Source organism: Prauserella rugosa (assembly GCF_000719975.1).
In the GTDB taxonomy this organism is placed as follows: Bacteria; Actinomycetota; Actinomycetes; order Mycobacteriales; family Pseudonocardiaceae; genus Prauserella; species Prauserella rugosa.
Genome location: NZ_JOIJ01000001.1, coordinates 460,514 through 485,391, shown reverse-complemented (window position 1 = coordinate 485,391; position 24,878 = coordinate 460,514). Strand labels below are relative to the sequence as shown.

Sequence of the window (24,878 nt, the reverse complement as noted above, 5' to 3'; positions counted from 1 at the left end):
ACCCTCGGAAGGACGCGACTTCCGACCGGTTGATACCACCGCGTGCGGCAGCTTGAATGACCTCGATCATTTCGAGATTGAGGGATTCATGACCAACACGACACTGCGGCGCACCGTGGTCGCGAGCGCACTGGCGAGCGCCATGGTCGCGACGATCGCCCCTGCCGCGACCGCGGATCCCGAACCGCCGCGCCAGCGGGAGACCCACCAGGCGACGACGGCTCAGCCCGAGATCGCTCACGACATTCCCGACCGGTACGCCGACCAGGACCTGAACTGGCATCCGTGCACCGGCGACGAGCTCGACGCGCCGCAGCCCGAGGAGCATCCGCTGGAGTGCGCCACCTACGTGACGCCCCAGGACTGGAACAACGCCGACTCCGGCGAGGACATCACGATCGCCGTCAGCAGGTTGAAGGCGAAGGGCGATGCGACCGCGAGTGTGCTGACCAACCCCGGCGGCCCGGGCGCCCCCGGCAGGGATTTCCCACTGCGCCTGGCCGAACAGGACCGGCTCCGCCAGCACCAGGAGGTCATCGGATTCGACCCGCGCGGGACGGGCCGCAGCACCAACATCACGTGCGGCGGTGCGATCGGCACGGGTGACTCGCTCGACCCGAGGGACCGCAGCCGCGAGAACCTCAACCTGATCCTCGACGCCACGAAGTACGCGGCCGACTCCTGCCAGGTCAAGTCCGGTGAGCTCGGACCGCTGATCAACACGTTCCAGACCACCCACGACATGGATCTGCTGCGCACGCTGCTCGGGCGCGACAAGATCAACTGGGTCGGCTACTCGGCGGGTACCTGGCTGGGTGCGCACTACGCGCAGCGGTTCCCCGAGCACACCGGCCGGTTCGTGCTCGACTCGTCGACCGAGTTCACCACCACGTGGCAGCGCTCGTTCGACTGGCAGCCGCTCGGGTTCGAACGCCGTTGGCGCGACGACTTCCTGCCGTGGATGGCGAAGTACGACGAGGAGTACGGCTTCGGCAAGTCAGGCGAGGAGGCCCGCCAGACCTACGAGGACGTGCGCGCGGCTCTGGCCGAGGAGCCCGTGGAACTCGACGGCGAGAAGGTCGGCCCGAACGAGCTGGACTCGGCGATCGCGGGCATGCTCTACAGCAAGTCGTCGTTCCCCTCGCTCGCCGAGTACCTGGTGTCGCTGCGCGAACTGACCGGCGAACCGAAGGCCGCCTCGACCGAGGCCCTCGCCGACCTGCGCAAGCTGATCTCCGAGACCAAAGCACTCGGCCCGCAGCCGCTGATCGTCAACAACGGTGTCGACCAGGCCGATGACGCCTACGACGCCAGCTTCTGGACGATTCCCTGCAACGAGGGCCCCTGGTACGGCAACCGGATGACCGCGACCTGGCAGTCCGAGATGATGGGCAGGCAGTGGCCGCTGCTCGGATGGGGTTGGCTCATCCAGCCGTGCATCTTCTGGAAGGGCAAGCCGATCGAGCTTCCCGAGATGGACGGTGAGGGCGTGCCGCCGACCCTGATCGTGCAGTCCGAGAACGACCCGGCGACGCCGATCGAAGGTGCCCGCCGCGCCCACGCCAGGTTCGAGGGCTCGCGGATGATCACCGTGACCGATGAGGGCGACCACGGCATCTACGCCGGGGACAACCCGAAGGTGGACAAGGTCGTGGAGGACTACCTCGTCGACGGTGTCGTGCCCGAGGACCAGAGCATCCCGGGCGCACCCATGCCGACACCGAACGGCTGATCTGCACGCAGTAAAGACACCGATGCGTTGAGGGGTCCGCCTTCCCATCCGGGGAGGCGGACCCCTCGGCGTTCCGGGCGGGAGCAGTTCCCGGCCAGCGTCATGCACAGCTGTCGTCGAAGCGTGCACAAGCTTGTACACAGCCTTTCCATGGTTTTCCACAGAGTTATCCACAGGATGGGTGCACAGGTGCCCACAAGCAGGCGCGGCGGATGCCACGCGGGCGTCCGCACCTGCAGCTGCGTGCTGTCCCGGCGGACAGATCGGTATTAGTATTGGTGCCGTGGTGCGAGTGCCGTTGAGTGAAGCCGAGCGCGAGCGGGGTGAGCTGCTGGGGTCCGTCCTCCGCGCGGCACGTTGCGAACGCAGCATGGTCGACGTCGCCTCCGAGGCCGGTATCTCGGTGGAAACCCTCCGCAAGATCGAGACCGGCCGGATTCCGACACCGGCGTTCTTCACGGTGCTCGCCATCGCCGACGCGGTCGACCTGCCTCTCGAGCGGTTGAGGGACGCGCTCGGCGGCCAGGATGAGCGGCCGGCGACGCCGTCGGGCTCGCACCTGGCGGCTGGCTGACACGGACTCGCCTTCCCCTCTGTCCTCGGCGGGCGCGGTCCTTTACATTGCTCCGCATGTCCCGCGATTCCGATCATGCCGACGTCGTCGAACCGGAAGTCCCCGTCGGGTGGAAGGCGAAACTGCGCCAGATCGGCCCCGGCATCATGGCCGCGGCGACGGGTGTCGGCGCAGGTGACCTCGTCGCCACGATGGTGGCCGGCTCCCGCTACGGCTACACGCTGCTGTGGGCGGTGATCGTCGGGACGATCTTCAAGATCGCGCTCGGTGAGGCCGTCGGACGCTGGCATCTGACCTCGGGCCGCACGATGCTGTCCGGCTGGCGCGTGCTCGGGCGCTGGGTGCTCGTCTACTTCGGCGCCTACGCCGTGGTGTGGGGCTTCGTCTACGGCGCGACCGCGATGTCGGCCAGCGGACTGCCGCTCAACGCGCTGTTCCCGTGGCTCGACGTGCGCTACTGGGGCATGATCTCCGGCGTTCTCGGCTTCGTGCTCGTGTGGTTCGGCCGCTACCCCGTGATCGAGAAGATCATGACGGCGCTGGTCGGCGTCATGTTCATCACCGTCGTCGGCACGGCGGTCCTGGTGACGCCGAACCTCGTCGCAACCGCGGAGGGCTTCGTGCCGCGGCTGCCCGACGGCTCGTTCGTCTACGTGCTCGGGTTGATCGGCGGTGTCGGCGGGACGATCACCATGGCCTCGTACGGCTACTGGACGCTGGCGAAGGGCTGGCGATCCTCGCGCTGGCTGTCGATGATGCGCCTCGACAACCTGGCCGGCTACATCACCACCGGGATCTTCGTGCTTGCGATGCTCGTCGTCGGTGCCGAGATCCTCATGGGACACAACGTCGTCGACGGTGACGAGGGTCTGCTCGTGCTCGGCGACACCCTCGCGCAGGATTACGGCCAGTGGGCACGGATCCCGTTCCTGGTCGGGTTCTTCGCGGTGTCGTTCAGCTCGCTCATCGGCGTGTGGAACGGCGTCAGCCTGCTGTTCGCGGACTGGTGGCGGACCTGGCGGCTGCCGCGGTACGTGGCGAGCGAGGGCGACTCGCTCGACGACTACGACCACCGCGCCGGCATCGGAAGTCCGGTCTTCCGCGGCTACCTGGTGTGGCTGACGTTCCCGCCGATGGCACTGCTGTTCCTGGACCAGCCGTTCCAGCTGACCGTGACCTACGGCGTGCTCGGCGCGCTGTTCATGCCGTTCCTCGCCGGCACCCTGCTGGTGTTGCTGAACTCCGGCCGAGTCGGCAGGGAGGGCCGTTCGGGCTGGGTGTCGAACACGCTGCTGACGATCTGCCTGGTGTTGTTCGCCTACCTGGCCGTGGACCAGATCATCGGCCTGTTCTGATCGGACAGCCTCACCGCAGCACCGACCACGCGGCCAGCGCCACCGCGACGCAGGCGGTGGCGGCCGTGGGGAGGGCGAGCGCGGCGAGGACGCCGATGAGCACGAGGTCCGGACCGCGGAGCAGCTGTCCGACGAGGTGCACCGGCGCCTGTCCGAACGGTGTGTCGGTCGCGGCCGGGGTGGAGTAGTCGACCGGCGGCCGGGTCGCGGTCCGGACCACGGACGCCACGACGACGGCCAGCACCGGCCAGACCGTCATCGGGACCACGCCACCGACGACGAGGCCGGCGACCGCCAGCATTGCTCCCCACACCGCGGCGAGCATCGCCACCGCGGCGAGGTTCCAGGCCCGCAACACGACGTCGCGCTCGTGCAACCACCGGCGCAGTCCCGGCGACCGCCACAGCCATCCCGCACCACCGCCGAACGGCACCAGCGCCGCGTAGGCGCACACGCCCACGAGCGCGGCGTCCGGCACGGCGGGCAGCACCGGCCGCATCGCCGCGGCGACCACCGCGAGTATCGCCGCCGCGGGCAGGTACCGCGCGCGGGCGAGCACGCCCGCCACCACGAACGACCGCGCCGAGCGCACCCGCATGCGCACCGCTCTTCCCGGTGGCATCACCATGCCGGGGTCGAGGAACGTCACGCCGACGGTGCGCACCACGCGTTCGCGCCAGCCGTCGACGAGACGTTCGCGCGTGGCCCGTGCCGCGACGGGCAGTCGCCACGGCACGCCGACGCCCGCCGCGAGCGGCAACGCGACCAGCCCACCCACGGCGACGACGCAGGCCATCACCGCCCACGACCACTCCGGAACCCGCCACACGGCGCCCACGAAAGCCCCGAGGTAGGCCAACCCGGCGAGCCGGGCCAACCATCCGAACCACACGCGGCCGCTGATGGCGTGCACGCGGTCGTGGGCGCGGATGAAATCCCGCCACGTCAACGCCGCAGGTTCGGCCCACAGGAATCGCCGCCGCATCAGTGACGACCACACGGCGACCGCCGTCACGCCGACGAACACCACCACCGGCGCGGGACTGCCCTCGCCCGCGCCGAGCACTCCCCGCCACCACTCGATGCGATAGAACGCACTGATCAGCCATCCACCCACGAACAACGCGAGCAGGGTGGGCGTGTCACCACTGAGGAGTCTGCGCAGGGTCATCAGGCGCAGATCGGGTCGGCGGGCGATTCGGTCACGACACCGGTGCCAGCGCGGCGAGGTCGAGGACGTGATCGGCGGTGTCGAGCAGCGGGGGATGGTGGGTGGCCACCACGACGGCTGCCCCGTGGCCGGTGGCGCGGGCGATGACGTCGGTCAACCAGCGTTTGCCCGCGGTGTCGAGCGCGCGCTCCGGCTCGTCGAGCAGCAGGACGTCGAACGGACGCGCCGTGGCGCCCAGCAACAACAGACGACGGCGCTGGCCCGCCGACAGCGAACCCGCGGTGACGTGTGCCCGATCGTCCAATGTGGCCTCGGTGAGCAGTGCGTCGACGTCGAGATCCACACCGAACGAACCCGCCAACAGCTCGAGATGCTGCACGGGGGTGAACTCGGCGAAGAAATCGGAGTCGTCGAGCAGCACCGACACGCGTCGCCGGAAGTCGCGGTCACGCTCGTCCGGGGAAAGGCCGCCCACGGTGATGGAGCCCTCCGTCGGTTCCTGGGTTCCGTACACCAGCCGCAACAGGGTCGACTTCCCGCTGCCGTTCGGACCGGTCAGCACCAGGCATTCGCCGGGCCGCACCCGCAGGTCGACCCCGCGCAGCAGCCACGTGTCACCGGCACGCACCCCGAGCCCGTCCGCGACGACCTCCATCGCCTGCGTGCCGGCGGTCGGCCGTGCACGCTTGCCGAACCTCGCCCCCTTCATCGGCGCAGCTCGGCGATCACACCGGCGAAGGCGTCCAGGTCCTTGTCCATCACCGTGATGTAGGTGAAGCCGAACCGCTCCCTGTGGGCGCGCAGCTGGTCGGCGATCTGCCGCGCGGTGCCGACGAGCAGCACCGGCGCCTCGCCGAGTTCGGCGACCGGTCGATCGGGGGCGTACCGGCTGAGGTTCTCCAACGCGGACGCCCGGTCGCCGGTGATCTCGACGTGCTGGATCAGCAGGTTCAGCTCGGGATCGCGGTCGCCGGCCTCGGCACGTACGAACGCCACCCGTTCGTCCAGTTCGGACGGTCCGACGAGCGTGGCCGCGGCACCGTCGCGATCGAACCGCACGCCGGTGAAGCCGACGACGTCCGCCTCCCTGGCCGCGATCCGCAGCATGCGGTCGCGCTGTCCACCGAGGACGATCGGCGGCAACCTGCGCTCACCGTAGTGCTCCCGCAACACGGCGAGGCACCGTTCCAGATGGTCGAGACGGGCGCCGGGTCCGGGGAACGGAAGCTCCGCCGCGTCGAACTCCTCCCTGGCGTATCCGGTGCCGAGGCCGAGTTCCAGCCTGCCGTCGAGGAGCAGATCGGTGGTGCCGACGTCGCGGGCGAGCAGCGTGGGGTTGTGGAACGCCGTGTTGACGACGAACGTCCCCAGCCGCACCCGTTCGGTCACCTCGGCTGCCGCGACCAGCGAGGGAAACGGCGCGGGCATACCGATGTGGTCGGGTACGGCGACGACGTCGAACCCGAGATCCTCGGCTCTACGGCACCTGTCCTGCCAGTGAGTCCGTTCCCCCGAGGCGAGCATGTTCACGCCGAATCGGAACTCCATGCCCGCACGCTACCGAAAAACGGCCTCCGGGCGAGCGCGGCGAAAGTGGGGGACCCGGAAAACCACTGGAAAACCACTCGCCCCACCCGGGCCCGCCTGCCTACCGTGCCGATCGTGCCCGACGACCTGTTCTCCGACCCACGCCTGGCAGCCCTCTACGACACGTTCGACGGCCCTCGCGACGACATCCCGCTCTACGTGGAAATCGCCGACGAGCTGCGCGCCCGCCGCGTGCTCGACGTCGGCTGCGGTACCGGCGAGCCCGCCGTCGCGCTGGCGGCGACGGGCCGGGAGGTCGTCGGCGTCGACCCTGCGAAGGCGTCCCTGGACATCGCGCGGAGCAAGAGCGGCGACGTCACGTGGCTCGACGGAGACGCCGGCACGGTGTCGGCGCACCTGCCCGCGTTTCGCGCCGACCTCGCGATGATGACCGGCAACGTCGCCCAGGTGTTCCTCACCGACGAGGATTGGCACCGCACCCTCGGCGCGATCCACGCGGCGCTGCGGCCGGGTGGTCACCTCGCGTTCGAGACGCGACGCCCGCAGGCACGCGCGTGGGAACACTGGTCGGACGCCGAACCGGTGACGGCCACCGTGCCCGGCGTCGGCGACGTCACCCAGGACCGGACCGTTATCGATGTCGACCTGCCGTTCGTCTCGTTTCGGCACACGTACCGATTTCCGGACGGGTCCACACTGGCCTCGGACTCGACCCTGCGGTTCCGCGAGCACGACGAGATCGCCGCGAGCCTGCACTCCGCGGGGTTCGACGTCACCGACGTCCGCGACGCACCCGATCGCCCCGGCTTGGAGTACGTGTTCCTCACCCGAAGCACCCCGCGCACGTAAAAAGCCCCCGAGGGCCCCATGGTCGCGTTGAACGCAACTATGGGGCCCTCGGGGGCTCGAAGAAAGGCGTCAGCCGAGGCGCTGCTTCAACGCCGCGAGCTCGTCCTTCAGCGCGGACGGGATCTTGTCCTCGCCGATGGAGGCGAACCACTCTTCGATGAGCGGGATCTCCTGCCTCCACTCGTCGACGTTGACGTCGAGCGAGGCCTGGATGTCCTCGATCGGCTCGGACAGGCCGGACGTCTCGATGTCGTCGGCCGTGGGCACGAGGCCGATCGGCGTCTCCTGGGCGTTCGCCTTGCCCTCGAGCCGCTCGACGATCCACTTGAGAACGCGCGTGTTCTCGCCGAAGCCCGGCCACAGGAACCGGCCGTCGTCGCCGCGCCGGAACCAGTTGACGTAGAAGATCTTCGGCAGCTTCGACTGGTCGGCGTTCTTGCCGGTGTCCAGCCAGTGCTGGAAGTAGTCGCCCGCGTGGTAGCCGAGGAACGGCAGCATCGCCATCGGGTCGCGGCGGACCTCGCCGACCTTGCCCGCCGCGGCCGCCGTCTTCTCCGACGACATCGTGGCGCCCATGAACACGCCCTGCTGCCAGTCGCGCGACTCGTTGACCAGCGGAACCGTGGTCTTACGACGACCACCGAACAGGATGGCCGAGATCGGCACGCCCTTCGGGTCGTCCCACTCCGGCGCCAGCGTCGGGATCTGCGAGATGGGCGCGCAGAACCGCGAGTTCGGGTGGGCGGCCGGCTCGTCCGAATCCGGCGTCCAGTCGCGGCCCTTCCAGTCCGTCAGGTGGGCGGGCGCCTCCTTGGTCATGCCCTCCCACCACACGTCGCCGTCGTCGGTGAGCGCGACGTTGGTGTAGACGGTGTTGCCCTTCTCGATGGTCTTCATCGCCACCGGGTTCGTCTTCTCGCCGGTGCCGGGCGCGACGCCGAACAAGCCGAACTCGGGGTTGATCGCGTACAGCCTGCCGTCCTCGCCGAAGCGCATCCACGCGATGTCGTCACCGATGGTCTCGGCGCGCCAGCCGGGCAGTGTCGGCTGCAGCATCGCGAGGTTCGTCTTGCCGCACGCGCTCGGGAACGCGGCCGCCACGTAGTAGGCCTTGTTCTCCGGCGAGATCAGCTTGAGGATCAGCATGTGCTCGGCGAGCCAGCCCTCGTCGCGCGCCATCGCCGAGGCGATGCGCAGCGAGTAGCACTTCTTGCCGAGCAGCGAGTTGCCGCCGTACCCGGAGCCGTAGCTCCAGATCGTGCGCGACTCGGGGAAGTGCGTGATGTACTTGGTGTCGTTGCAGGGCCACGGGACGTCCTGCTCGCCCGGCTCGAGCGGCTTGCCCACCGAGTGCAGCGCCGGCACGAACTCGCGCTCGGTGCCGTCCTCGGTGATGAACTTGTCCAGCGCCTTCTTGCCCATCCGGGTCATGACCCGCATCGAAGCCACGACGTACGCGAAGTCGGTGATCTCGATACCGAGCTTCGGGTCATCGTCGCCGAGCGGACCCATGCAGAAGGGAATGACGTACATCGTCCGACCACGCATGCAGCCCCGGTAGAGCTCCGTCATGGTCGCCTTCATCTCGTCCGGGTTCATCCAGTTGTTGGTGGGCCCGGCGTCCTCCTCCCGCTCGGAGCAGATGAAGGTGCGCTCCTCGACCCGCGCGACGTCGCTCGGGTCCGACGCGGCCCAGTACGAGTTCGGCCGTTTGTCGAGCTTGACGAACGTGCCAGCCTCGACCAGTTCCTGGTTGATGCGTTCGGCTTCCTCGTCGGAGCCGTCGACCCACACCACCCGGTCCGGGGTAGTCAGCTCCGCGACCTCGCGCACCCAAGACAGCACGCCACTGTGCGTGGTCGGTGCGTCGTCCAGCCCTGGGATGGCTACTGCAGTCATCTCTTCTCCTGTCTTCGACGACAAGAGCCCACACCGAACTACATCGTCCTGGTGCGGGCTCCGTTGCCGGCGACCGAAATGGCTTCACACACCGCCGACGAAGCGGTGCGTGCTTTTCTTGGGGATTCCCAGAGACTAACGGCCGAATTGCAGCCTCAGGCAGGCGAGCGCTGTCGGTTCTCTCACAAGAACGATCAGGGAATCGATTCAGTTGTCGCCGATCGGCGCAGTGACCAGAGGTTTTTCACCGAATGTCTCAAGCCGGATATGGCACCCGAACAGAGCAGAGCCCCGGGGGACGATGTTCGTTCCCGGGGCTCTGCTCGAGTGCTCCGCTGCCGGTCTGCCGGCTCGGGCTGCCGGTCGCGACCGGCGGATGGCTCAGTTCTGGCTGATCCACTGGCCGGTGACCGAGTCGATCTTGGCGACGCCCTCGACGCCCGCACCCACCGACGCGGTGCCGTCGCTCCACTGGTCGGAGCTCGCCGAGGAGGCCGAGTCGCCACCGTATCCGCCGGTGTCGGTCGTCTCGGTCCACTCGCCGTTGCCGTCGGTCTCGAGCACGACCTGGTTGCCGTTGGAGTCGATCACCACGGCGACGTCGGCCTGGCCGTCCCCGTCGGCGTCGGTGAAGGCGATGGTCTTGCCGTCCTCGGTCTCGACGACGGCCGTGTCGTTGGTGCCGTCCTCGTTGGTGTCGATCGTCGCCGGCCCGACCTCGACGTCCCCTTCACCGAGGTCGGCGGTGATCGTGCCGCCCGAGCTGGTGTCCTGCTCGGGCGAGTCGGAGGAGGGCCCGTCGGACATCTCCACCCAGTTGCCGCTCTTCGCGTCGTACTCGGCCTCGGCGACGACGTTTCCGTTGGAGTCGGCCATCGCGTAGAGGTCGGCCTCGCCGTCGCCGTTGCTGTCGGCGAACAGCTGAGCGCTGCCGTCCTCGTGCTCGATGAGGGCGGCGTCGTACACGCCGTCGCCGTTGATGTCCTGGTTGAGCTCGGCCGTGTACTCCTCGCCCTCCACGGTCACCGTGATGTCCTCGCCGGTGGCCGTGGTGTCAGTGGTCCCGTCGTCGACCCACACTGCAAACTCCCCCTCAATCAGGGCTGCTGGCTCACGTTCTGTTGTCCGGAATGGCCCCCGCCGACCCGGCCGCCCTGGTGGGCGCTTTCGTGGATGAGACTCACGTTAGGCCTGTTCGGTTCCCTGCACCAGGCTCACTCTTCCGTGCGGGGGCGGTCGCGCAGGGCACGGATGCGCGCAAGGAGCGTCTCGGCGCGGTCCCGCCCGTCGGACAGGCCGGTGACCCGTTTGGTCGCCACGCTCAGCTTCCGCTTGCGCTCCTGCTCGTCCATCTTGATCGTCTTGTCGACCTCTTTCAGCTCCGCCTCGATGGCCTCGATGCGCCTGCTCAGCGCATCGTCGAGCGCGAGCGACAGCTGCTGTTCGGCCTCGATGAGCTGTTCGGACACCAGCTGGTCGAGCGTCGAGCGGGCGTCGGCGATCGACTCGACCAGCCACTGTTTCGTGTGCTGTTTGTCGGCGGAGTGCCTGCGTGTGCGGCCGACCCACCAGCCGGCGCCCAGCCCGACGACGATCGTCGCGGGCAGCACCACCGGGTTGAACAGCGCGAACCCCGCGAGCGGGGCCGCGGCGAGTTTGGCCGCGCCCGCGCCGCTGGTCAGGCCCATGAACACGAGCAGCTTGTCCTCGGCCGACGACGGGCGCTTGTCCTGCGGTCTGAGCACGACCGGCGGGGTTCCTCCGCGAAGGAGCTGCCCGCGGATGACGTCCAGTTCCTCCTGCGAGAACAGTTCGGCCAGCGCGGCGTCGGCGACCTCGTTGAGCCGCTGGGACAGCAGCGCGGAGACCTGCTGCGACGTGGCCTGCAGCGCGGCGTCGACCTGGGCGGGCAGGTCCCTGAGGTCCTTGCGGTTCGCGCCGTCCACCTGTTGCCGGAAGTGCGCCTGGGCGTCCCGCATCCGCCGAGCCGACTCGTGGGTGAGGTCGACCCGCGCACGCTGGATCTCGCCGCGGAGTTTGAGCTGCCAACCCCGGGTCGACGACCGCCGCGCGGTGGTGAGCTCGTCCCGGCGCCGCCGCAGCGCCGCGGCCTCGTCCTCACCCGAGGTCAGGGCGCGCTGGTCGGCGAGCGCCTTGGCGTGCCGTTCGCCGAGCGCCGTCGACAACGCCCGCAGGGTGTTGGCCTCGGCGAGCATCGCGGCCCTGCCGACGAGCGTCTCCTGCAACGCGCCCTGCAGCTCGGCCACCCCGGACTTCTGCCTGAGCAGCGTCGCGGCCTGGTCGTTCGGCGCGGTGGCCGCCATCTCGAACATGCGGGCGGACACCGGGTGGAACGGTGCGTCGGCGAACCGCGGTGCGTGCTCGGCCAGCAGTGTCCTGTCGGCGTCCAGCACCTGGCGCCATCCCCGGAACTGGTCGGTCTTGGCCAGTGCGAACAGCACCGTTTCTACCCGGTCGCTCATGTCGGAGAGGAACCGCAACTCCGACGACGTGAACGGGGCGGAGGCGTCGACGACGAACAGCAGTGCGGTCGCGTTGGCCGCCGCCTCCATGGCCAGTTCGGCGTGCCCTGCGTCGAGTCCGCCCACGCCGGGGGTGTCGATGACGGCGATGCGTTCCAGCAGCGGACACGGCCCGTCGACCTGCACGTAGCGGGGAGGCAGCTGTCCCTCCGGCAACTCGTGCGACGCGGACGCCCACCGCACGAGCTCCTCCATCGGGAAGCCCACCGGTGCCAGCTGCCCGGGATAGCAGGCGCGGGCACTCCACTCGTCGGCGTGGTCGAACACCAGGTACGTCGACGTGGCGACCTCCGCGTCGACCGGGGAAAGACCCTGCTTCGCCAACAGCGCGTTGACCAGGGAACTCTTGCCGCGGTTGGTCTCGCCGACGACCACCACGGTCGGTTTCGAGGCCGACGCCTTCCGCTGCTGCTCGACCCACGCCGCCGACTCGGGCGCTTCCCCGCGCAACAGCGTCAGGAGGGACTCCCGCGCCTGCTTGACCTGCGCGGGCAGGCCCACCTTGCCGAGCGAACCAGTCGATGCGGTCACGACCCGAACCCTAAAGGCTGTGCCGGTCGCAGGGTTGCGCGCCGCGACGGCGGTGCGATCAAGCCCGCGACCTAGCGGCGCGTGTACACGGTCACGATCGGTGCCCGCAGCAGCCGGTCGTGGTCGACGAACCCGGGCGACTCGGTCTCGGCGATCGTGCCCTCGAGGCGAGCGTCCTCGGTGCGCACCGCGCCGCCTGCCTCGTGCTTGGCCGGGTCGAACCGCACCCCGTCCGGGCGCAGTGCGTGCACCCCGATGGCGGCGAGGCCCTGCTCGATGCGCTCGGCCACGCCCTCACTGTGGGCGCGGTCCATGGCGTACAGGCAGAGCTGGATGAGCGCCTGACGGTCGGCCAGCGCCTGATCGCGGTCGATGCCGCTCACGAGTGCTACGGGGTCCACATCGCTTTCCGACGCGGTACCCACCGGTACGGTTCCGTCTTCCGGGACACCGGTTTCCGGCGAGTTCACCGGCCTGCGCCCTGCTGGGCTGGCGGGACGTGTCCGCTGCCCGTGCCCTGCGCCTTCAGCCGCTGCCAGAGCAGGAAGTACGCTCGGTGCACGACGTGGGCCACGCGCGCCTGGCCCGGGGTCGCCCCGAACGAGGCGAACGACCGCCACCACCCGGCACGTTCGAGGGCGTGGGCGGCGAGCTGGTCGGGCGTCGCGCCCGGCATGCCGAGCTGCGCGGAGACGTCGGCGTTGCTGCCCACCCGCAGGACCTCCTCGGCCAGGTCCTCGGCCAGTTCGACCGCACCCGAGGTCACCAATGTGAGCGCCTCGAGTACCCGCAGCTGGTGCGCCTCCGGTCTGGCCAGCAGCATCTCGATCGCGTCGTGCACCCGCTGGCGTTCGGCCCTGTCTCCGGAGTCGTGGGCCAGTGCCGTGATGGACGCGAGCGCCGCGGCGGCCTTGATGCCGTCCGCGCGCGCCGCGAACACCTCGGCCAGCCGGGCGCGCACCGCCTCCAGTCCTGAGACGTCGAGCAGTCTCCGGTGCAGGGCCCCCACCGTGATCTGCGGTTCCGTCCGGATGGCTTCGATCGCGTGGCGGATGCCGAACAGGTCGAGTTTCTCCAGCAGCCGCACCCGCACCCCGGAGGGCACGTCGCAGTCCCACGTGGTGAAGATGTCGGCGGAGACGAGCATGACCTCGAGGTCGGCGTCGTCGAGCGCGGCGAGGGTGCGCAGGGCCTCGGCCTCGGTGGGCGTGAAGGCGCCGGTCTCGGTCGACTCGGCGAGCAGGCCGATCACGGGGAGCACGTCGGCCACCCGCGGGCGCAGCACGGCGGCCTGCTTGCGGGCGAGGAGCGTCGCGGCCTTCCACACGTCGCCGTCGGCGCCCTCGACGGATTCGGGCGGGATCGTGTCGGCCTTGTTCAGTACCGCGACGGCGTTGACCGGCCCTGGCTCCCTGCTCGCGGTGGCTGCCGTGAACGCGGCGAGCGCCTGGTGGTCGTCGGAGCGCACGCCCTGCGTGACGACGTAGAGCACCGCCTCGGCCCCGACGAGCGCGCCGCGTGAGGTGTCGTCGAGCGTGTCGGGCTCCTCCGACCCGGTGGGCGAGGCGGCACCGTCGCCGGTGTCGCGACTGCCTTCGGAGCTTTCGGACTCGCCGGAATCGAGCGAGCCGCTGAGCCGGGTCGCACCGAGCAACTGCTGGGTGCGGGCGACCGAGGAGGAGTCGAGCGAGCCCAGTCCCGGGGTGTCGATGACGGTCATGTCGCGCAGCACCGCGTTGGTCAGATACGCCTCGATGTGCGACACCCGGTCGATGTCGACACCGAGTTCGGCGGGGATTCCTCCGTCGGGCGCGAACGGCTGGACCTGCCTGGTGCCGTCGGTGAAGACGATCTCGATGCGGTCGACGGTGCCGTACTGGAACCGGGTGACCAGGCGAGTGCACTCACCGACGGCCGTCGGCGCGACCCGGCGCCCGATCAGCGCATTGACCAGTGTCGACTTGCCCGACTTGATGCGCCCGGCGACGGCCACCTGCAACGGCGCCTCGAGGCGGCGCAGCACCTCGGTGAACCCGGCCGCGGTGCGCGGGCCCACCTGGCCGCGCAGGCGGGTGCACAGGTCGGCGACCGACGCAGAGAGCGGCCCGGCCGGTCTGTCCCCGTCCGCCGTCATCGAACCCCCTCCCGTGCTGCTCGCGATCGGTGCTCATCCTCCCACCGCGCACCGACAGGCCGTAGCCGCAGGCCCGTCCGATCATCCTGAACGCCGATCCGGCGTGGGACCACAGGAGGACGCGGCGGTGGTCACCTCGCGCCTACCGTGGGTGGGTGCGCCGGATCAGTCTGTGGATGAGGGCCCACCCTGTCGTGGGCGACAGCCTCATCGCCATCGTGCTGTTCGCGCTCGACGTGGCGCTGTACAGCCTGTTCGTGGCGTTCCCGGTGCCGGACGTGCCCCCTCCGCCACCGTGGTACGTCGGGATTCCGCTTGCCGTCTGCCTGCTCGCGGCCGTTCCGGTCCGCCGCAGGCACCCGCAGCTCATGGCGTACTGGGTGCTGGTGTGGACGGTGCCGCACGTCGTGTTCGGGATCGGCAAGACGACGATCGGCGTGGCGGTCGTCAGCTGTATCGCCCTGTACACGCTGGTGGTCTACACCGGACGCAGGCAGGCGGCGGTCTACACGGCGTTGACGCTCGTGGTCAGCCTGGCCCACCAGATCATCGAGTTCCCCGGGGAATGGCTCGTCAACACGGTGACGGTCGTGCTGTCGCTGGCGTTGTGCTGGGTGCTGGGCGAGTTCGTGGGTGCGCGCCGTGCCTACCAGGCCGAGGTGGAGGCACGGCTCGCGCTGCTGGAGAACGAACGTCACCAGGCCACGCGGATCGCCGTGGCCGAGGAACGGGAACGCATCGCGCGCGAACTGCACGACGTGGTCGCCCACGCGGTCAGCGTCATCGTGGTGCACGCGGACGGGGCGTCGTACGCGGTGCGGACGAATCCGGAGGTGGCCGAACGCGCGATCGGCACCATCTCCGAGACCGGGCGCAGCGCGCTGGCCGAACTGCGCAGGCTGCTGGCGATACTCCGCGACGACCAGGGCGAGAACGCCCGCACCCCGCAGCCGACGGCCGCCGACCTCGGTGACCTCGCCGAGCGGATGCGTGCCGCGGGTCTGGCCGTACGACTCGAGACCGAGGGCCCGCTCGACGACCTTCCGGCAGGCGTGGCCCTCGGCGTGTACCGGATCGTGCAGGAGTCGCTCACCAACAGCCTCAAACACGCGGGCCCGGGTACGCGTGCCCACGTGCGGGTGCGACACGTCGCCGACGGCGGCGGTGAGGACAGCGGTGGGGTCAGCGGTGGGGACGGCGGTGGGGACGGCGCCGCCGGCGCGTCGGTGCGCATCGCCGTCGACGACGACGGGGCCGGCCGCGCCCACCCCGTGCTGGCGACCACGGCGCACACGTCGGTGCCGAGCACGGGGGAGACGGCGCAGGCCGCAGGCAACGGGCTGATCGGCATGCGCGAACGTGCGAACGTACACGGCGGGGTCCTCGAGGCGGGTCCCGCGCCGGGCGGTGGCTGGCGGGTGCGTGCCGCACTGCCCGTCAACTCCGGTTCCCTAGGGTTGGACGCATGATCCGGGTGCTGCTCGTCGACGACCAGGAACTGATGCGTGTCGGCTTCCGCATGGTGCTCGGCGCGGCGGGCGATCTGGAGGTCGCCGGCGAAGCGGCGAACGGCGAGGAGGCCGTGCGGCTGGCCGAACAGCTGCGTCCCGACGTCGTGTTGATGGACGTGCGGATGCCGGTGCTCGACGGCGTCGAGGCGACGCGGCGGATCGTCACCTCCGGCAGTTCCCGGGTGCTGGTGATGACCACCTTCGATCTCGACGAGTACGTCTACTCGGCGTTGCGGGCAGGCGCATCGGGCTTCCTGCTCAAGGACACGCCGCCGGACGACCTGGTCTCGGCCCTGCGGTCGGTGGCACGGGGTGACGCGGTGGTCTCGCCCGCGGTGACCAGGCGACTGCTCGACCGGTTCGTCGACACGGGCCGGCTGGCACCGCGCGACGCCGGTGCGCTCGACGTGCTCACCGACCGCGAACGCGAGGTGCTCGTCCAGGTGGCCAAGGGCCTGTCGAACACCGAGATCGCGGCCGAGCTGCACCTGTCGGAGGCGACGGTCAAGACGCACGTCGGCCGCATTCTGTCCAAGCTGGACCTGCGCGACCGGGTGCAGGCGGTCGTCCTCGCCTACGAAACGGGCCTGACCCGGCCGGGGGCGCGGGACTGATCTGCGCTGGATGCAGGCCGGTCAACGGTAGGTCGCCATGTCGACGGTCGCGGGGTCGACGCCGCGCCGGTAGACCTCGGCGAAGTAGCGCCCGAAGTCGGGCCTGCTGCCGTCGACGTCGGTGAGGCCGTAGGTGCGGGCCAGCGTCCACGAGGCGAGTGTGGAACCGGCGAACCGCCGGACGCCGGGGTCGGTGGCCAGCGCGACGACACCGCGTCCGAGGTAGGTGGGCGTCTCCGAGAGCGCGAACTCGGGGCGCTCGTCGGTGATCGCGTCCCGCCAGTTGCCCTCCGTGACGCCGAACAGGTCCAGCATCGCCTCCGAGCGCAGGAAGCCCGGCGTGACCGCCAGTCCGGTGCAGTCGTGCTTCGCCAGTTCGGCGCCCAGCGCACGGCCGAGCGCCCGCACCCCGGACTTCACGAGGTAGTACGGCACGCCTGCGCCGACGTACTCGTCGTCCTCCCCGTCGGTCACCTCGACGACCAGTCCACCCGGTGAGCGCACCACGAAGGGCAACAACCGGTGCAGCGCGACCAGGTGCGTCTCGAGACCGCCGCGCACCATCGCCAGCGCGTCGTCGAGCGGCGAATCCCAGTACGCGTGCTCGAAGTCGGTGTACGGATCACCGCCCCAGACGTCGTCGACGAGCACGTCGATCCGCCCGTCCACTTCGGATTCGACACGCGCGGCCAACGCGTCCACATCGGCCACGACCGAGAAGTCGCACCGGACCGGGATTCCGTGTCCGCCCACAGCGTCGACCAGCTCGGCGGTCTCCTCGATGGTCTCGCTGCGGCCCATCGGCGACGTGTGCTGGCGCGTGGTCCTTCCGGTGACGTACACGGTCGCGCCCGCACGGCCGAGCTCGACGGCGATCGCCCTTCCACAGCCCCGCGTCGCACCCGTCACCACGGCGACCTTGCCTGCCAGACCGGTCATGCCCGCCATCCCTTCGTGATCGCATCGACCGTCTCGCCGAGGCGGTCGGTCAGTTTTCCGTCGGGGCGCAGCGCCCAGTCGAGTGCCGCGCCGTTGACCGCGGACAGCAGCACGCGGGCCGCGGTCGCGGGTTTCGGCGCCGACTCGGCGCGCGGGGCGCTCCGGAGCAGTTCGAACAGCTGCCCGCCGCACGCCGCGTAGTGCTCGGCGAGCAGTTCCCGCAGTGCGGGGTCGGCCAGGTCGGCCCCCAGCTGTGCCAGGTGGTTCGCCACGCCGGGGCCGTCCACTGTGTCCAGGTCGGCGAACACGGCGATCACCGCGGCGCGTACGGCGGCCCACGGTGATCCGGCCTCCGCCTCGGCGGCCACGCGCATCCGTTCCACGGCCTGCGCCCGCCCGAGCTCGGTCATTGCGCGCACGAGCCCCGCCTTCGAGCCGAACCGCTGGGCCACACTGCCGACCGCGACACCGGCCTCCTTGGCCACCTGCGCGAGCGTAAAACCGGGACCCACCTGCTCGATGACCGCTGCCGCCGCGGCGAGGAGGCGTTCGTCGGTAATGGTTCGTGGCCGTGGCACGACATTAATGAACCACAGTTCAATAACTACCGCAACCCTGGTCCGCACACGGGAGGTTCAGGGTGAACTCAGGGTTGTCACCGATCGCCGTACGGCTCGGAGTGCGCGAAGCTACAGACCGAACTTCCGATGCGTGTACGACCAGGGGCTGGGGCGAAGTTCGGTCTACAGGATGACGCGTATCGGGGCGGGTAACCGCGAGGATGGCAACACCACGGGTTCCACGACGACGAACGTGACGACCACAGGCGTGACGAACCAGGCGTGACGAACCACAGGCTTCACGGACAGGCGGATCGCGTTCCGCGACCACCACAGCCGACCAGGGGACCAGCGGCGGCCCACCGGCACACGGATGGCCGTCACAGGAGGACATCATGATCGAGGCACAGGGCCTCACGAAGAGGTACGGCGACAAGGTCGCCGTCGACGACCTCTCGTTCACCGTCAACCCGGGCCGCGTCACCGGCTTCCTCGGCCCGAACGGTGCCGGCAAGTCGACGACGATGCGCATGATGCTCGGGCTCGACAACCCGACGCGCGGGTCGGTGACCATCGGGGGCAAGCGCTACACCGAACTGCACCATCCACTGAGGACCGTCGGGGCGCTGCTCGAAGCACGGTGGGTGCATCCCAACCGGTCCGCCCGCGCGCACCTGTCCTGGATGGCCAAGTCGAACAAGATCTCCCCGAAGCGCGTCGACGAGGTGCTCGACATCGTCGGCCTGACCGAGGTCGCAGGCAAGCGGGCGGGCGGATTCTCACTGGGCATGTCCCAGCGCCTCGGCATCGCCAGCGCGCTGCTGGGCGATCCGGAGGTGCTGCTGTTCGACGAACCGGTCAACGGTCTCGACCCGGAGGGCATCCTCTGGATCCGCAAGTTCATGCAGCGGCTCGCCGACGAGGGCCGCACGGTGTTCGTCTCCAGCCATCTGCTCTCGGAGATGGCGCTCACCGCCACCGAGCTCGTCGTCATCGGCAAGGGCAAGCTGATCTCGCAGAGCACCACCGAGGAGTTCGTCGCCAGGGCCACCGACAGCACCGTGAAGGTGCGCAGTCCCCAGCTGGATCGGCTGCGGCCCGCGCTCGAGGACATCGGTGCGACCGTCACCGAGTCCGACGGCGGCCTGCTCGTCTCGGGAGCCAGCAGCGACAAGATCGGTGAACTGGCCATGGAGAACCGGGTGACGCTGCACGAACTGGCACCCCAGCAGGGTTCGCTGGAGCAGGCGTTCATGCAGATCACGGGCGACTCGGTCGAGTACCACACCGACATCGACACCGCCGACGCCGCAGCGGCGAGCGCGGCCGCCACGAACTGACCAGGGGACCGGAGACGATCATGACGCTTCTCGCAGTCGAACGCATCAAGCTGCTCAGCACGCGGTCGCCGTGGTGGTGCGCGCTCACCGCGCTGCTGCTCACCGGCGGGTTCACCGCACTGGTCGTGAGCAACACGAGCCCGCAGTTCCCCGCCACCGTGGCGTCCACGCAGTTCGCCTACAGCTTCGGCATGGCGGTGATCATGGTGCTGGCCACGCTCGCGGTCACCACCGAGTACCGCTTCGGCACCATCCGCACGACCTTCCAGGCCGTGCCCAACCGCACCGCGGCACTGCTGGCCAAGACGTCGGTCGTGGCCCTGATCGCGCTGCTCATCGGCGAGGTCATGGCGTTCCTGTCGTGGGGCCTGAGCATGGCGATCAAGCCGGAGGCCGACCTCGCGCTCAACAGCACCGCCGATTGGCTCAACGTGGCAGGCGTGGGCCCGGTGTGCGCGCTGGCCGCCGTGGTCGCGGTCGCGGTGGGCATCCTCGTGCGGCACAGCGCCGGAGCGATCTCGCTGGTGCTGATCTACTTCCTGGCCGCGGAGAACCTGATCACGCTGATTCCGGAGATCGGGGACGACATCTACAAGTGGATGCCGTTCAACGTCGCGCACAAGTTCGTGACCGGCGACGGCGAGTCCGCGGGCGGCGCGGCGTTCGGCCAGCCGCTGTCGACGTCGACGCTGAGCCCGTGGTGGGCGCTGGCCTACTTCGCGGGCTTCGCGGTGATCATGCTGGTCGTCGCGTTGGCCACGGCACGCAAGCGCGACGCGTAAGGACCGACCGGGGGACATTCCGTCCGCGGGGACAGCGGGGGCTGTCGGACGGAAGCCGGGGTAGGGGGATCGACCCGGCCCGGGCCGCATTCGGGGGCGGCCCGGGCCGGGTCTTTTCGTGTTCTGTGGATTTCCGATGCGGGAGTTTTTGCTCCATCCGCATTAAGAATCCGTAAATTGCCTGTGAGTACCCCCACGGCGGACGACATCGGGCCGCCGTTCGGGGGATGCTGGGTATCAGCCCGTCAGGACTCTACGGAGGTGACCCTTGACGGTATTCGACATCTCGCAGGAATCACGCGGCAGCGACGCCTCACCCGCCGACGACGCTCCGCCCAGTCTCGAGCCGATGGTCGGCCTCGAATGGTCGCAAGCCATCGAACTCCCGCTCGCCACCGGCGACGCCGCGACGCCGGCCGAACTGCGCATGGCCTGGGTGCACCGGGCCCCCGTGAGCCAGGTGCTCTCGCTGTATCGCGCCGCGTGTCGTTCCGACGAACCCGTGCCGTCCCCGTGGTGGCTGCGGGCGCTGTCGGACGGCAGGCTCGAATCCCGCGACGCGGGATTCCGCATCGAGGACCGCGTCCACAAATTGCTCAGCAGGCGCCCTGGCTGGGAATTCGTACCGTGGCCGGGGGACGGCGAATCCGGATACTGGGAATTCATCCCGTCGGAAGGGGCCGGTGGCGACCGGCGGATTCCCACCACGATCGTCAACACCGCACGGCACACCGGCTGGATCGACGTGCTGCCCGCACACGCGATGACGACACCCGAACCGATCGCCGTCGAAGGGCTCGCCGGGCTGCGCGCGCGCCTGGGGGAGATCGAAGCGGTCCGCTGACCCGCGGCTATCGTCGGCTCCCGTGGACAGCGAAGGACAGCCGCGGCTGCGCAGCGTCGTCAGCTACGTCAAACGCGGCGGGCGGATGACGGTCGGCCAGCAGCGCGCGTGGGACACGAGGTGGCCCGAACTGGGCCGGACCGTGTCCGAACTCGAGCAGGGGCCGATCGACTTCGAGGCGTGGTTCGGCAGGTCGGCGCCGGTGGTGCTCGAGATCGGCTCGGGCATGGGCGAGGCGACGGCCCAGCTCGCGGCCGCCGCCCCGGAGGTCAACTACGTGGCCATCGAGGTCTACGAGGCCGGCCTCGGACAGCTCATGCTCCGCGCGGACAAGCTCGGCGTGACGAACCTGAGGTTGCTGCACGGCGACACCGTCCCGCTGCTGCGCGACCACGTCGCCCCCGAATCCCTGGCCGGCGTGCGGATCTTCTTTCCCGACCCGTGGCCGAAGAAGCGCCACCACAAGCGCAGGCTCGTCCAGCCCGAGTTCGTCTCGCTCGTGGCCTCTCGCATCGCGGGCGGGGGCACGCTGCACCTGGCGACCGACTGGCAGGACTACGCCGACCAGATGCTCGAGGTGTGTTCGGCCGAGCCCACGCTGGCCAACCGGTTCGAGGGCTGGGCTCCGCGACCCGAATGGCGTCCGGTGACGAAGTTCGAACAGCGCGCCGAGCAGGAAGGCCGCATCTCCCGCGACCTGATCTTCGAGAAGCGCTCCTGACCACAAGCGCGGACCCCACGGCCCCGGCAGGCCTCGCCGCTCGCACACGTGGGCTGGGCGTCCCCCGATGACGCCCAGCCCACGTTCCCCTCATCCCCACGTCCCCCTCTTCCCCCTGGGCCCCTCCACCCCCTGTCTTCCCCCGGGGCCGCCCGGCTGCGCTGGCGTTACTCGTCGGAGAGGGGCTCCGAGCGGACCCGGTTCAGTGCGGGTGTGCACACCGAGGAAGCGATCAGTGCCACCACGAGCCCGAGCACGATCGGCGCGGCCAGCCAGGGCGTGACCACGGCGTCGCCGTCGTCGAGGAGGCTGAAGAGCCCGACCCCGACGAACGTGCCCGCGATGCCCGCACCCGCCGTCGCGATGAACGCGGGCAGTCCGGCCTCCGCGCGCAGCGCCCTCGCCAGCACCCGCACCGGCGTGCCCGCCGCGATGAGCGCACCGAACGTGCGCCTGCGGTCCATCACCGAACCGGCCGTCGCGATCGCCGCGCTGCATCCGCCGAGCAGCGCCGCCACCGTCAGGCCGATCACGGTCACGCGCCGGACGTCACCCAGTTCCCCCTCCTGGGACGCCAGCCGCACCTCGCGGCTCTCGATGTGCGCGCCGTGGGATGCGGCCGCGAGGGCGGTGCGCACGACGTCGCTGTTCGCTGCCGTCGACGGCACGGCCACGGTTCCGTAGGACAGCTCGAGGTCGTCGGGCACGACCGCGGAGTCGACGACGACGGTCGAGTACGCGGCGTCGCCGCGCTCCTCGACAGGGCGGACGGGCACGTCGCCGAGCGGCGTACCCGGTTCACCGGGCATGCCGGCCAACGACAGCTCGCCGCCGGTCAGCGGGTAGGGCGCGTAGACACCGGGCGTTCCCTCGCAGGCGCCGCGCATGTCGATCGGAAGCACCTGCTCGGCGCCCCTGCAGTCGACGACCTTGACGTACTCGTCCTGCCGGTCGCCCGCGCCGAGGTAGGCCTCGCCGACGACCACGGCACGCTCCGACTGGCCGTACCTGGCGAGCCGGTCGTTGGTCTCGCCGGCGATGCGCTGCAGGTCGGCGCCCTCGCCCTGGACGTACTGCACGCCGTCGGCGTACTCCCGTGACGCACCGCTGAGGCTCTCCAGGCTCGGCAGCACGGTCAGCGCCATGGCACCGGTGAACACGGCGAGGGCGACGCCTGCCGTGGCCCGGTACGCACCGCGCGGGTCCTCGGTCAGCCTGCGGCCGGCCAGCAGTCCGGACGGCCGTCGCCAGCCGCGGCTGAACGCCTTGCCCACGAGTGCCGTGATCCACGGTCCGGCCAGGTTGATCGAGAAGATGATCATGGCCATCGACACCATGATCAGCATGGCCTCGATCTCGCTGTCGGCCTCGGAGACGAAGTAGGCGAACATCGCGGCCGACAGCGGCAACGGCAACAGGCGCCACCAGTGCAGCGGCTTCGGCGTGTGCCCGCCCACGGCACCGAGCGGGGCCGACAGCACACGGCGCAGGCCGAGCACGGCGGCCAGCAGCACCAGCAGCGGCACACCCACGACGATCGCCACCGTGGGAACCACGCCCAGCTCGAAGTCGGAGGCCTGCCAGGTGCCACCGTCCCAGGGCACGAGGGTGGCCAGGTGGTGCAGCAGCGGGCTGATCGCCAGGCCCAGCAGCGCACCCGCCGCAGCCGCAATGGTCGTCTCGGCCGCGACCATGGAAATCACCTGCCGCGGCGTCGCCCCCGCAAGGCGGAAGACCGCCAGCCGTTGCTCCCTGCGGGCCGCGATGAGCCGGGCCGCCGACGCGATGAGCACCAGACTCGGCACCGTCAGCACCACCACGCCGACCCCCGCCAGGAGGGACAGCAACATGTCCGGCCCCTCGCCCGCGGGCAGGAACCCACCGAGCTCCGCGGCGTTCGCCGGCATCTCGTCGGGCGTGTGGCCGACGAGCGCGACGAGCTGCTCTGGGAAGGCGAGTGCCTCGTCGCCGAGTTCGCCCACCCGCTCGCCGTAGCGCTCGCCGAGCTGCGACCCAGGGGTGGCGTCGACGATCTCGGCCAGCGCGGGCGACATCAGCGTCTCGCCGGGCCCCGGCAACCGGTCGATGCCGGGGGGCAGCGTGATGTCGGACGGGTCGGCCAGTGCGGCGACGTCGACCCGGTCGATCTTCTGCCCGTCCGGGGTGACGTCCTCGCTCGCGGCGTGCTGGATCGTCGGGTCTCCGACGGGACGGTCCGACACGCTCGAGGGCACCGCGGTCAGCTGCCAGGCCGCGCGGTCGGCGCGCGCCTCGGTGGCCCCCGGCAGCGACACGAGCAGCAGCACCAGCCCGGTGGCCACGGCCACGCCCAGCGCGATCAACAGTGCGGACGTCCGGGTCCTGCGGTCGGTGCGCAGCACCCGCAACGCGATGCGGAACGAACTCACGACGCCGTCACCGACCCCGCGCGCGTGTCCGACTCGATGCGCCCGTCGCGGATGGTGACGGTGCGGGGCAGCGATGCGGCCAGCTCCCGGTCGTGGGTGACGAGGACGACCGCGGCCCCGCACTCGGCAGCCGAGTCGAGGAGCGCGCGCATCGTCTCGCCACCCGTGCGCGTGTCGAGCGCACCGGTCGGTTCGTCGGCGAAGATGACGCTCGGCCGGTGGGCCAGCGCGCGGGCGATCGCCACCCGTTGAGCCTGCCCGCCGGACAGTTCGCCGGGACGGTTGCGCTCCTTGCCCTCCAGCCCGAGGCGGGCGAGCCAGCCCTGGGCGTCGGCGAGGGCCGCGCCCCTTCCCGTTCCAGCCAGCAGCGACGGCAGCGCCACGTTCTCCTCCGCCGTCAGCTCGGCAACCAGCATGCCGCTCTGGAACACGAAGCCGAACTCGGTGCGGCGCAGCTCGCTCCGGGCGGCCTCGCCGAGCGTGTCGATGCGGCGGCCGCCGAGCGTCACCTCACCCGAGTCGGCGGGCAGGATCCCCGCCAGCACGTGCAGCAGCGTCGACTTGCCCGATCCGGAGGGTCCGACGATCGCCACCGCCTCGCCCGGCGTGATGTCGATGTCTACTCCGGACAGTGCGGTTTCGGTGCCGTAGCGCTTGACGAGGCCGCGTGCGCCGAGTCCGGGCCTGGCCACCGTCGCCGACCGCGGCGGGGTGTGTGAGATCCGTGTCGTCATGGTCCGAAAGCCTGGCCGAGCAGCGGACCCGGCCACTTCGGACGGACGGCCATGTCCGGACCACCCGGCATCGGCCGATCGGCCGACCC

At 70.2% G+C, this 24,878-nt stretch carries 22 protein-coding genes; 10 read left to right on the top strand and 12 right to left on the bottom strand.

Translation table 11 applies throughout. The annotated features are described in order from the left end of the window. Positions 1-88: 88 nt before the first annotated feature. From IF64_RS0102330 to IF64_RS0102320, 3 genes are all read left to right on the top strand, one after another. Positions 89-1,732: an alpha/beta hydrolase gene (locus IF64_RS0102330; RefSeq protein WP_030530302.1), complete on the top strand. Its 1,644-nt coding sequence runs from the start codon at positions 89-91 to the stop codon at positions 1,730-1,732. 283 nt (positions 1,733-2,015) lie between these two features. Next, on the top strand, positions 2,016-2,306 hold the full coding sequence (locus IF64_RS0102325; RefSeq protein ID WP_030530301.1) for a helix-turn-helix domain-containing protein: 291 nt from the start codon (positions 2,016-2,018) through the stop codon (positions 2,304-2,306). 56 nt (positions 2,307-2,362) lie between these two features. Beyond that, positions 2,363-3,661 (top strand): Nramp family divalent metal transporter, encoded by a 1,299-nt coding sequence (locus tag IF64_RS0102320; RefSeq protein ID WP_030530300.1) that lies wholly within the window; start codon positions 2,363-2,365, stop codon positions 3,659-3,661. 10 nt (positions 3,662-3,671) lie between these two features. On the opposite strand, the gene IF64_RS0102315 is transcribed toward IF64_RS0102320, so the two are convergent. Genes IF64_RS0102315 through IF64_RS0102305 form a run of 3 tightly spaced genes read right to left on the bottom strand, consistent with a single transcriptional unit; the run spans position 3,672 to position 6,380 of the window. After that, positions 3,672-4,832 (bottom strand): hypothetical protein, encoded by a 1,161-nt coding sequence (locus tag IF64_RS0102315; RefSeq protein WP_030530299.1) that lies wholly within the window; start codon positions 4,830-4,832, stop codon positions 3,672-3,674. Positions 4,833-4,863: 31 nt separating this feature from the next. Continuing rightward, positions 4,864-5,487, bottom strand: a complete 624-nt coding sequence (locus IF64_RS0102310) for an ABC transporter ATP-binding protein (RefSeq protein WP_030530298.1) — start codon at positions 5,485-5,487, stop codon at positions 4,864-4,866. A gap of 50 nt (positions 5,488-5,537) precedes the next feature. After that, on the bottom strand, positions 5,538-6,380 hold the full coding sequence (locus IF64_RS0102305; RefSeq protein ID WP_030530297.1) for a TIGR03621 family F420-dependent LLM class oxidoreductase: 843 nt from the start codon (positions 6,378-6,380) through the stop codon (positions 5,538-5,540). Positions 6,381-6,494: 114 nt separating this feature from the next. Here IF64_RS0102305 and IF64_RS0102300 point away from each other — a divergent pair, with 114 nt between their 5' ends. Further along, positions 6,495-7,229 carry a class I SAM-dependent methyltransferase gene (locus tag IF64_RS0102300; protein WP_030530296.1) on the top strand — a complete coding sequence of 245 codons (735 nt, stop codon included), beginning with the start codon at positions 6,495-6,497 and terminating at the stop codon, positions 7,227-7,229. Between the two features lie 69 nt (positions 7,230-7,298). On the opposite strand, the gene IF64_RS0102295 is transcribed toward IF64_RS0102300, so the two are convergent. The 5 genes from IF64_RS0102295 to IF64_RS0102275 form a co-directional block, all read right to left on the bottom strand. Further along, positions 7,299-9,128, bottom strand: a complete 1,830-nt coding sequence (locus tag IF64_RS0102295; protein WP_030530295.1) for a phosphoenolpyruvate carboxykinase (GTP) — start codon at positions 9,126-9,128, stop codon at positions 7,299-7,301. Positions 9,129-9,509: 381 nt separating this feature from the next. After that, a complete protein-coding gene (locus tag IF64_RS0102290; protein WP_030530294.1) occupies positions 9,510-10,208 on the bottom strand; it encodes a DUF6802 family protein in 699 nt (232 codons plus the stop codon). Between the two features lie 134 nt (positions 10,209-10,342). Next, the gene (locus IF64_RS0102285) at positions 10,343-12,202 is read right to left on the bottom strand and encodes a dynamin family protein (RefSeq protein WP_211252502.1); all 1,860 of its coding nucleotides are present in this window, start codon (positions 12,200-12,202) and stop codon (positions 10,343-10,345) included. Positions 12,203-12,273: 71 nt separating this feature from the next. After that, the gene (grpE, locus tag IF64_RS0102280; RefSeq protein ID WP_030530292.1) at positions 12,274-12,672 is read right to left on the bottom strand and encodes a nucleotide exchange factor GrpE; all 399 of its coding nucleotides are present in this window, start codon (positions 12,670-12,672) and stop codon (positions 12,274-12,276) included. Next, a complete protein-coding gene (locus tag IF64_RS0102275; protein ID WP_051757388.1) occupies positions 12,669-14,336 on the bottom strand; it encodes a dynamin family protein in 1,668 nt (555 codons plus the stop codon). Before IF64_RS0102275 ends, grpE begins: the two co-directional genes overlap by 4 nt. A gap of 176 nt (positions 14,337-14,512) precedes the next feature. On the opposite strand from IF64_RS0102275, the gene IF64_RS0102270 reads away from it, so the two are divergent. After that, the gene (locus tag IF64_RS0102270) at positions 14,513-15,805 is read left to right on the top strand and encodes a sensor histidine kinase (protein WP_030530290.1); all 1,293 of its coding nucleotides are present in this window, start codon (positions 14,513-14,515) and stop codon (positions 15,803-15,805) included. Further along, positions 15,802-16,461, top strand: coding sequence for a response regulator (locus IF64_RS0102265; protein ID WP_030530289.1), 660 nt, complete (start codon positions 15,802-15,804; stop codon positions 16,459-16,461). The genes IF64_RS0102270 and IF64_RS0102265 overlap by 4 nt, the downstream gene beginning before the upstream one ends. A 21-nt stretch (positions 16,462-16,482) precedes the next feature. On the opposite strand, the gene IF64_RS0102260 is transcribed toward IF64_RS0102265, so the two are convergent. Both IF64_RS0102260 and IF64_RS0102255 read right to left on the bottom strand, forming a co-directional pair. After that, positions 16,483-17,400: an SDR family oxidoreductase gene (locus IF64_RS0102260; RefSeq protein ID WP_036875609.1), complete on the bottom strand. Its 918-nt coding sequence runs from the start codon at positions 17,398-17,400 to the stop codon at positions 16,483-16,485. Next, a complete protein-coding gene (locus tag IF64_RS0102255; protein WP_030530287.1) occupies positions 17,397-17,978 on the bottom strand; it encodes a TetR/AcrR family transcriptional regulator in 582 nt (193 codons plus the stop codon). The genes IF64_RS0102260 and IF64_RS0102255 overlap by 4 nt, the downstream gene beginning before the upstream one ends. 377 nt (positions 17,979-18,355) lie before the next feature. Between IF64_RS0102255 and IF64_RS0102245 the strand changes: the two genes are divergently transcribed. The 4 genes from IF64_RS0102245 to trmB all read left to right on the top strand — a co-directional run bounded on the left by IF64_RS0102245 (position 18,356) and on the right by trmB (position 21,647). Further along, a complete protein-coding gene (locus IF64_RS0102245; protein WP_030530286.1) occupies positions 18,356-19,300 on the top strand; it encodes an ABC transporter ATP-binding protein in 945 nt (314 codons plus the stop codon). A gap of 20 nt (positions 19,301-19,320) precedes the next feature. Then, the gene (locus IF64_RS0102240) at positions 19,321-20,082 is read left to right on the top strand and encodes an ABC transporter permease (protein WP_030530285.1); all 762 of its coding nucleotides are present in this window, start codon (positions 19,321-19,323) and stop codon (positions 20,080-20,082) included. A 349-nt stretch (positions 20,083-20,431) separates the two neighbouring features. Then, the gene (locus tag IF64_RS0102235; RefSeq protein WP_211252512.1) at positions 20,432-20,926 is read left to right on the top strand and encodes a hypothetical protein; all 495 of its coding nucleotides are present in this window, start codon (positions 20,432-20,434) and stop codon (positions 20,924-20,926) included. Between the two features lie 22 nt (positions 20,927-20,948). After that, complete coding sequence (gene trmB, locus IF64_RS0102230; RefSeq protein WP_030530283.1) at positions 20,949-21,647, top strand: tRNA (guanosine(46)-N7)-methyltransferase TrmB; 699 nt, start codon at positions 20,949-20,951, stop codon at positions 21,645-21,647. A gap of 167 nt (positions 21,648-21,814) precedes the next feature. Here trmB and IF64_RS0102225 read toward each other — a convergent pair whose 3' ends face one another. Together IF64_RS0102225 and IF64_RS0102220 are read right to left on the bottom strand one after the other, a co-directional pair. Then, positions 21,815-24,055 (bottom strand): FtsX-like permease family protein, encoded by a 2,241-nt coding sequence (locus IF64_RS0102225; RefSeq protein ID WP_030530282.1) that lies wholly within the window; start codon positions 24,053-24,055, stop codon positions 21,815-21,817. Next, a complete protein-coding gene (locus IF64_RS0102220; RefSeq protein WP_036875532.1) occupies positions 24,052-24,789 on the bottom strand; it encodes an ABC transporter ATP-binding protein in 738 nt (245 codons plus the stop codon). The genes IF64_RS0102225 and IF64_RS0102220 overlap by 4 nt, the downstream gene beginning before the upstream one ends. Positions 24,790-24,878 lie beyond the last annotated feature (89 nt).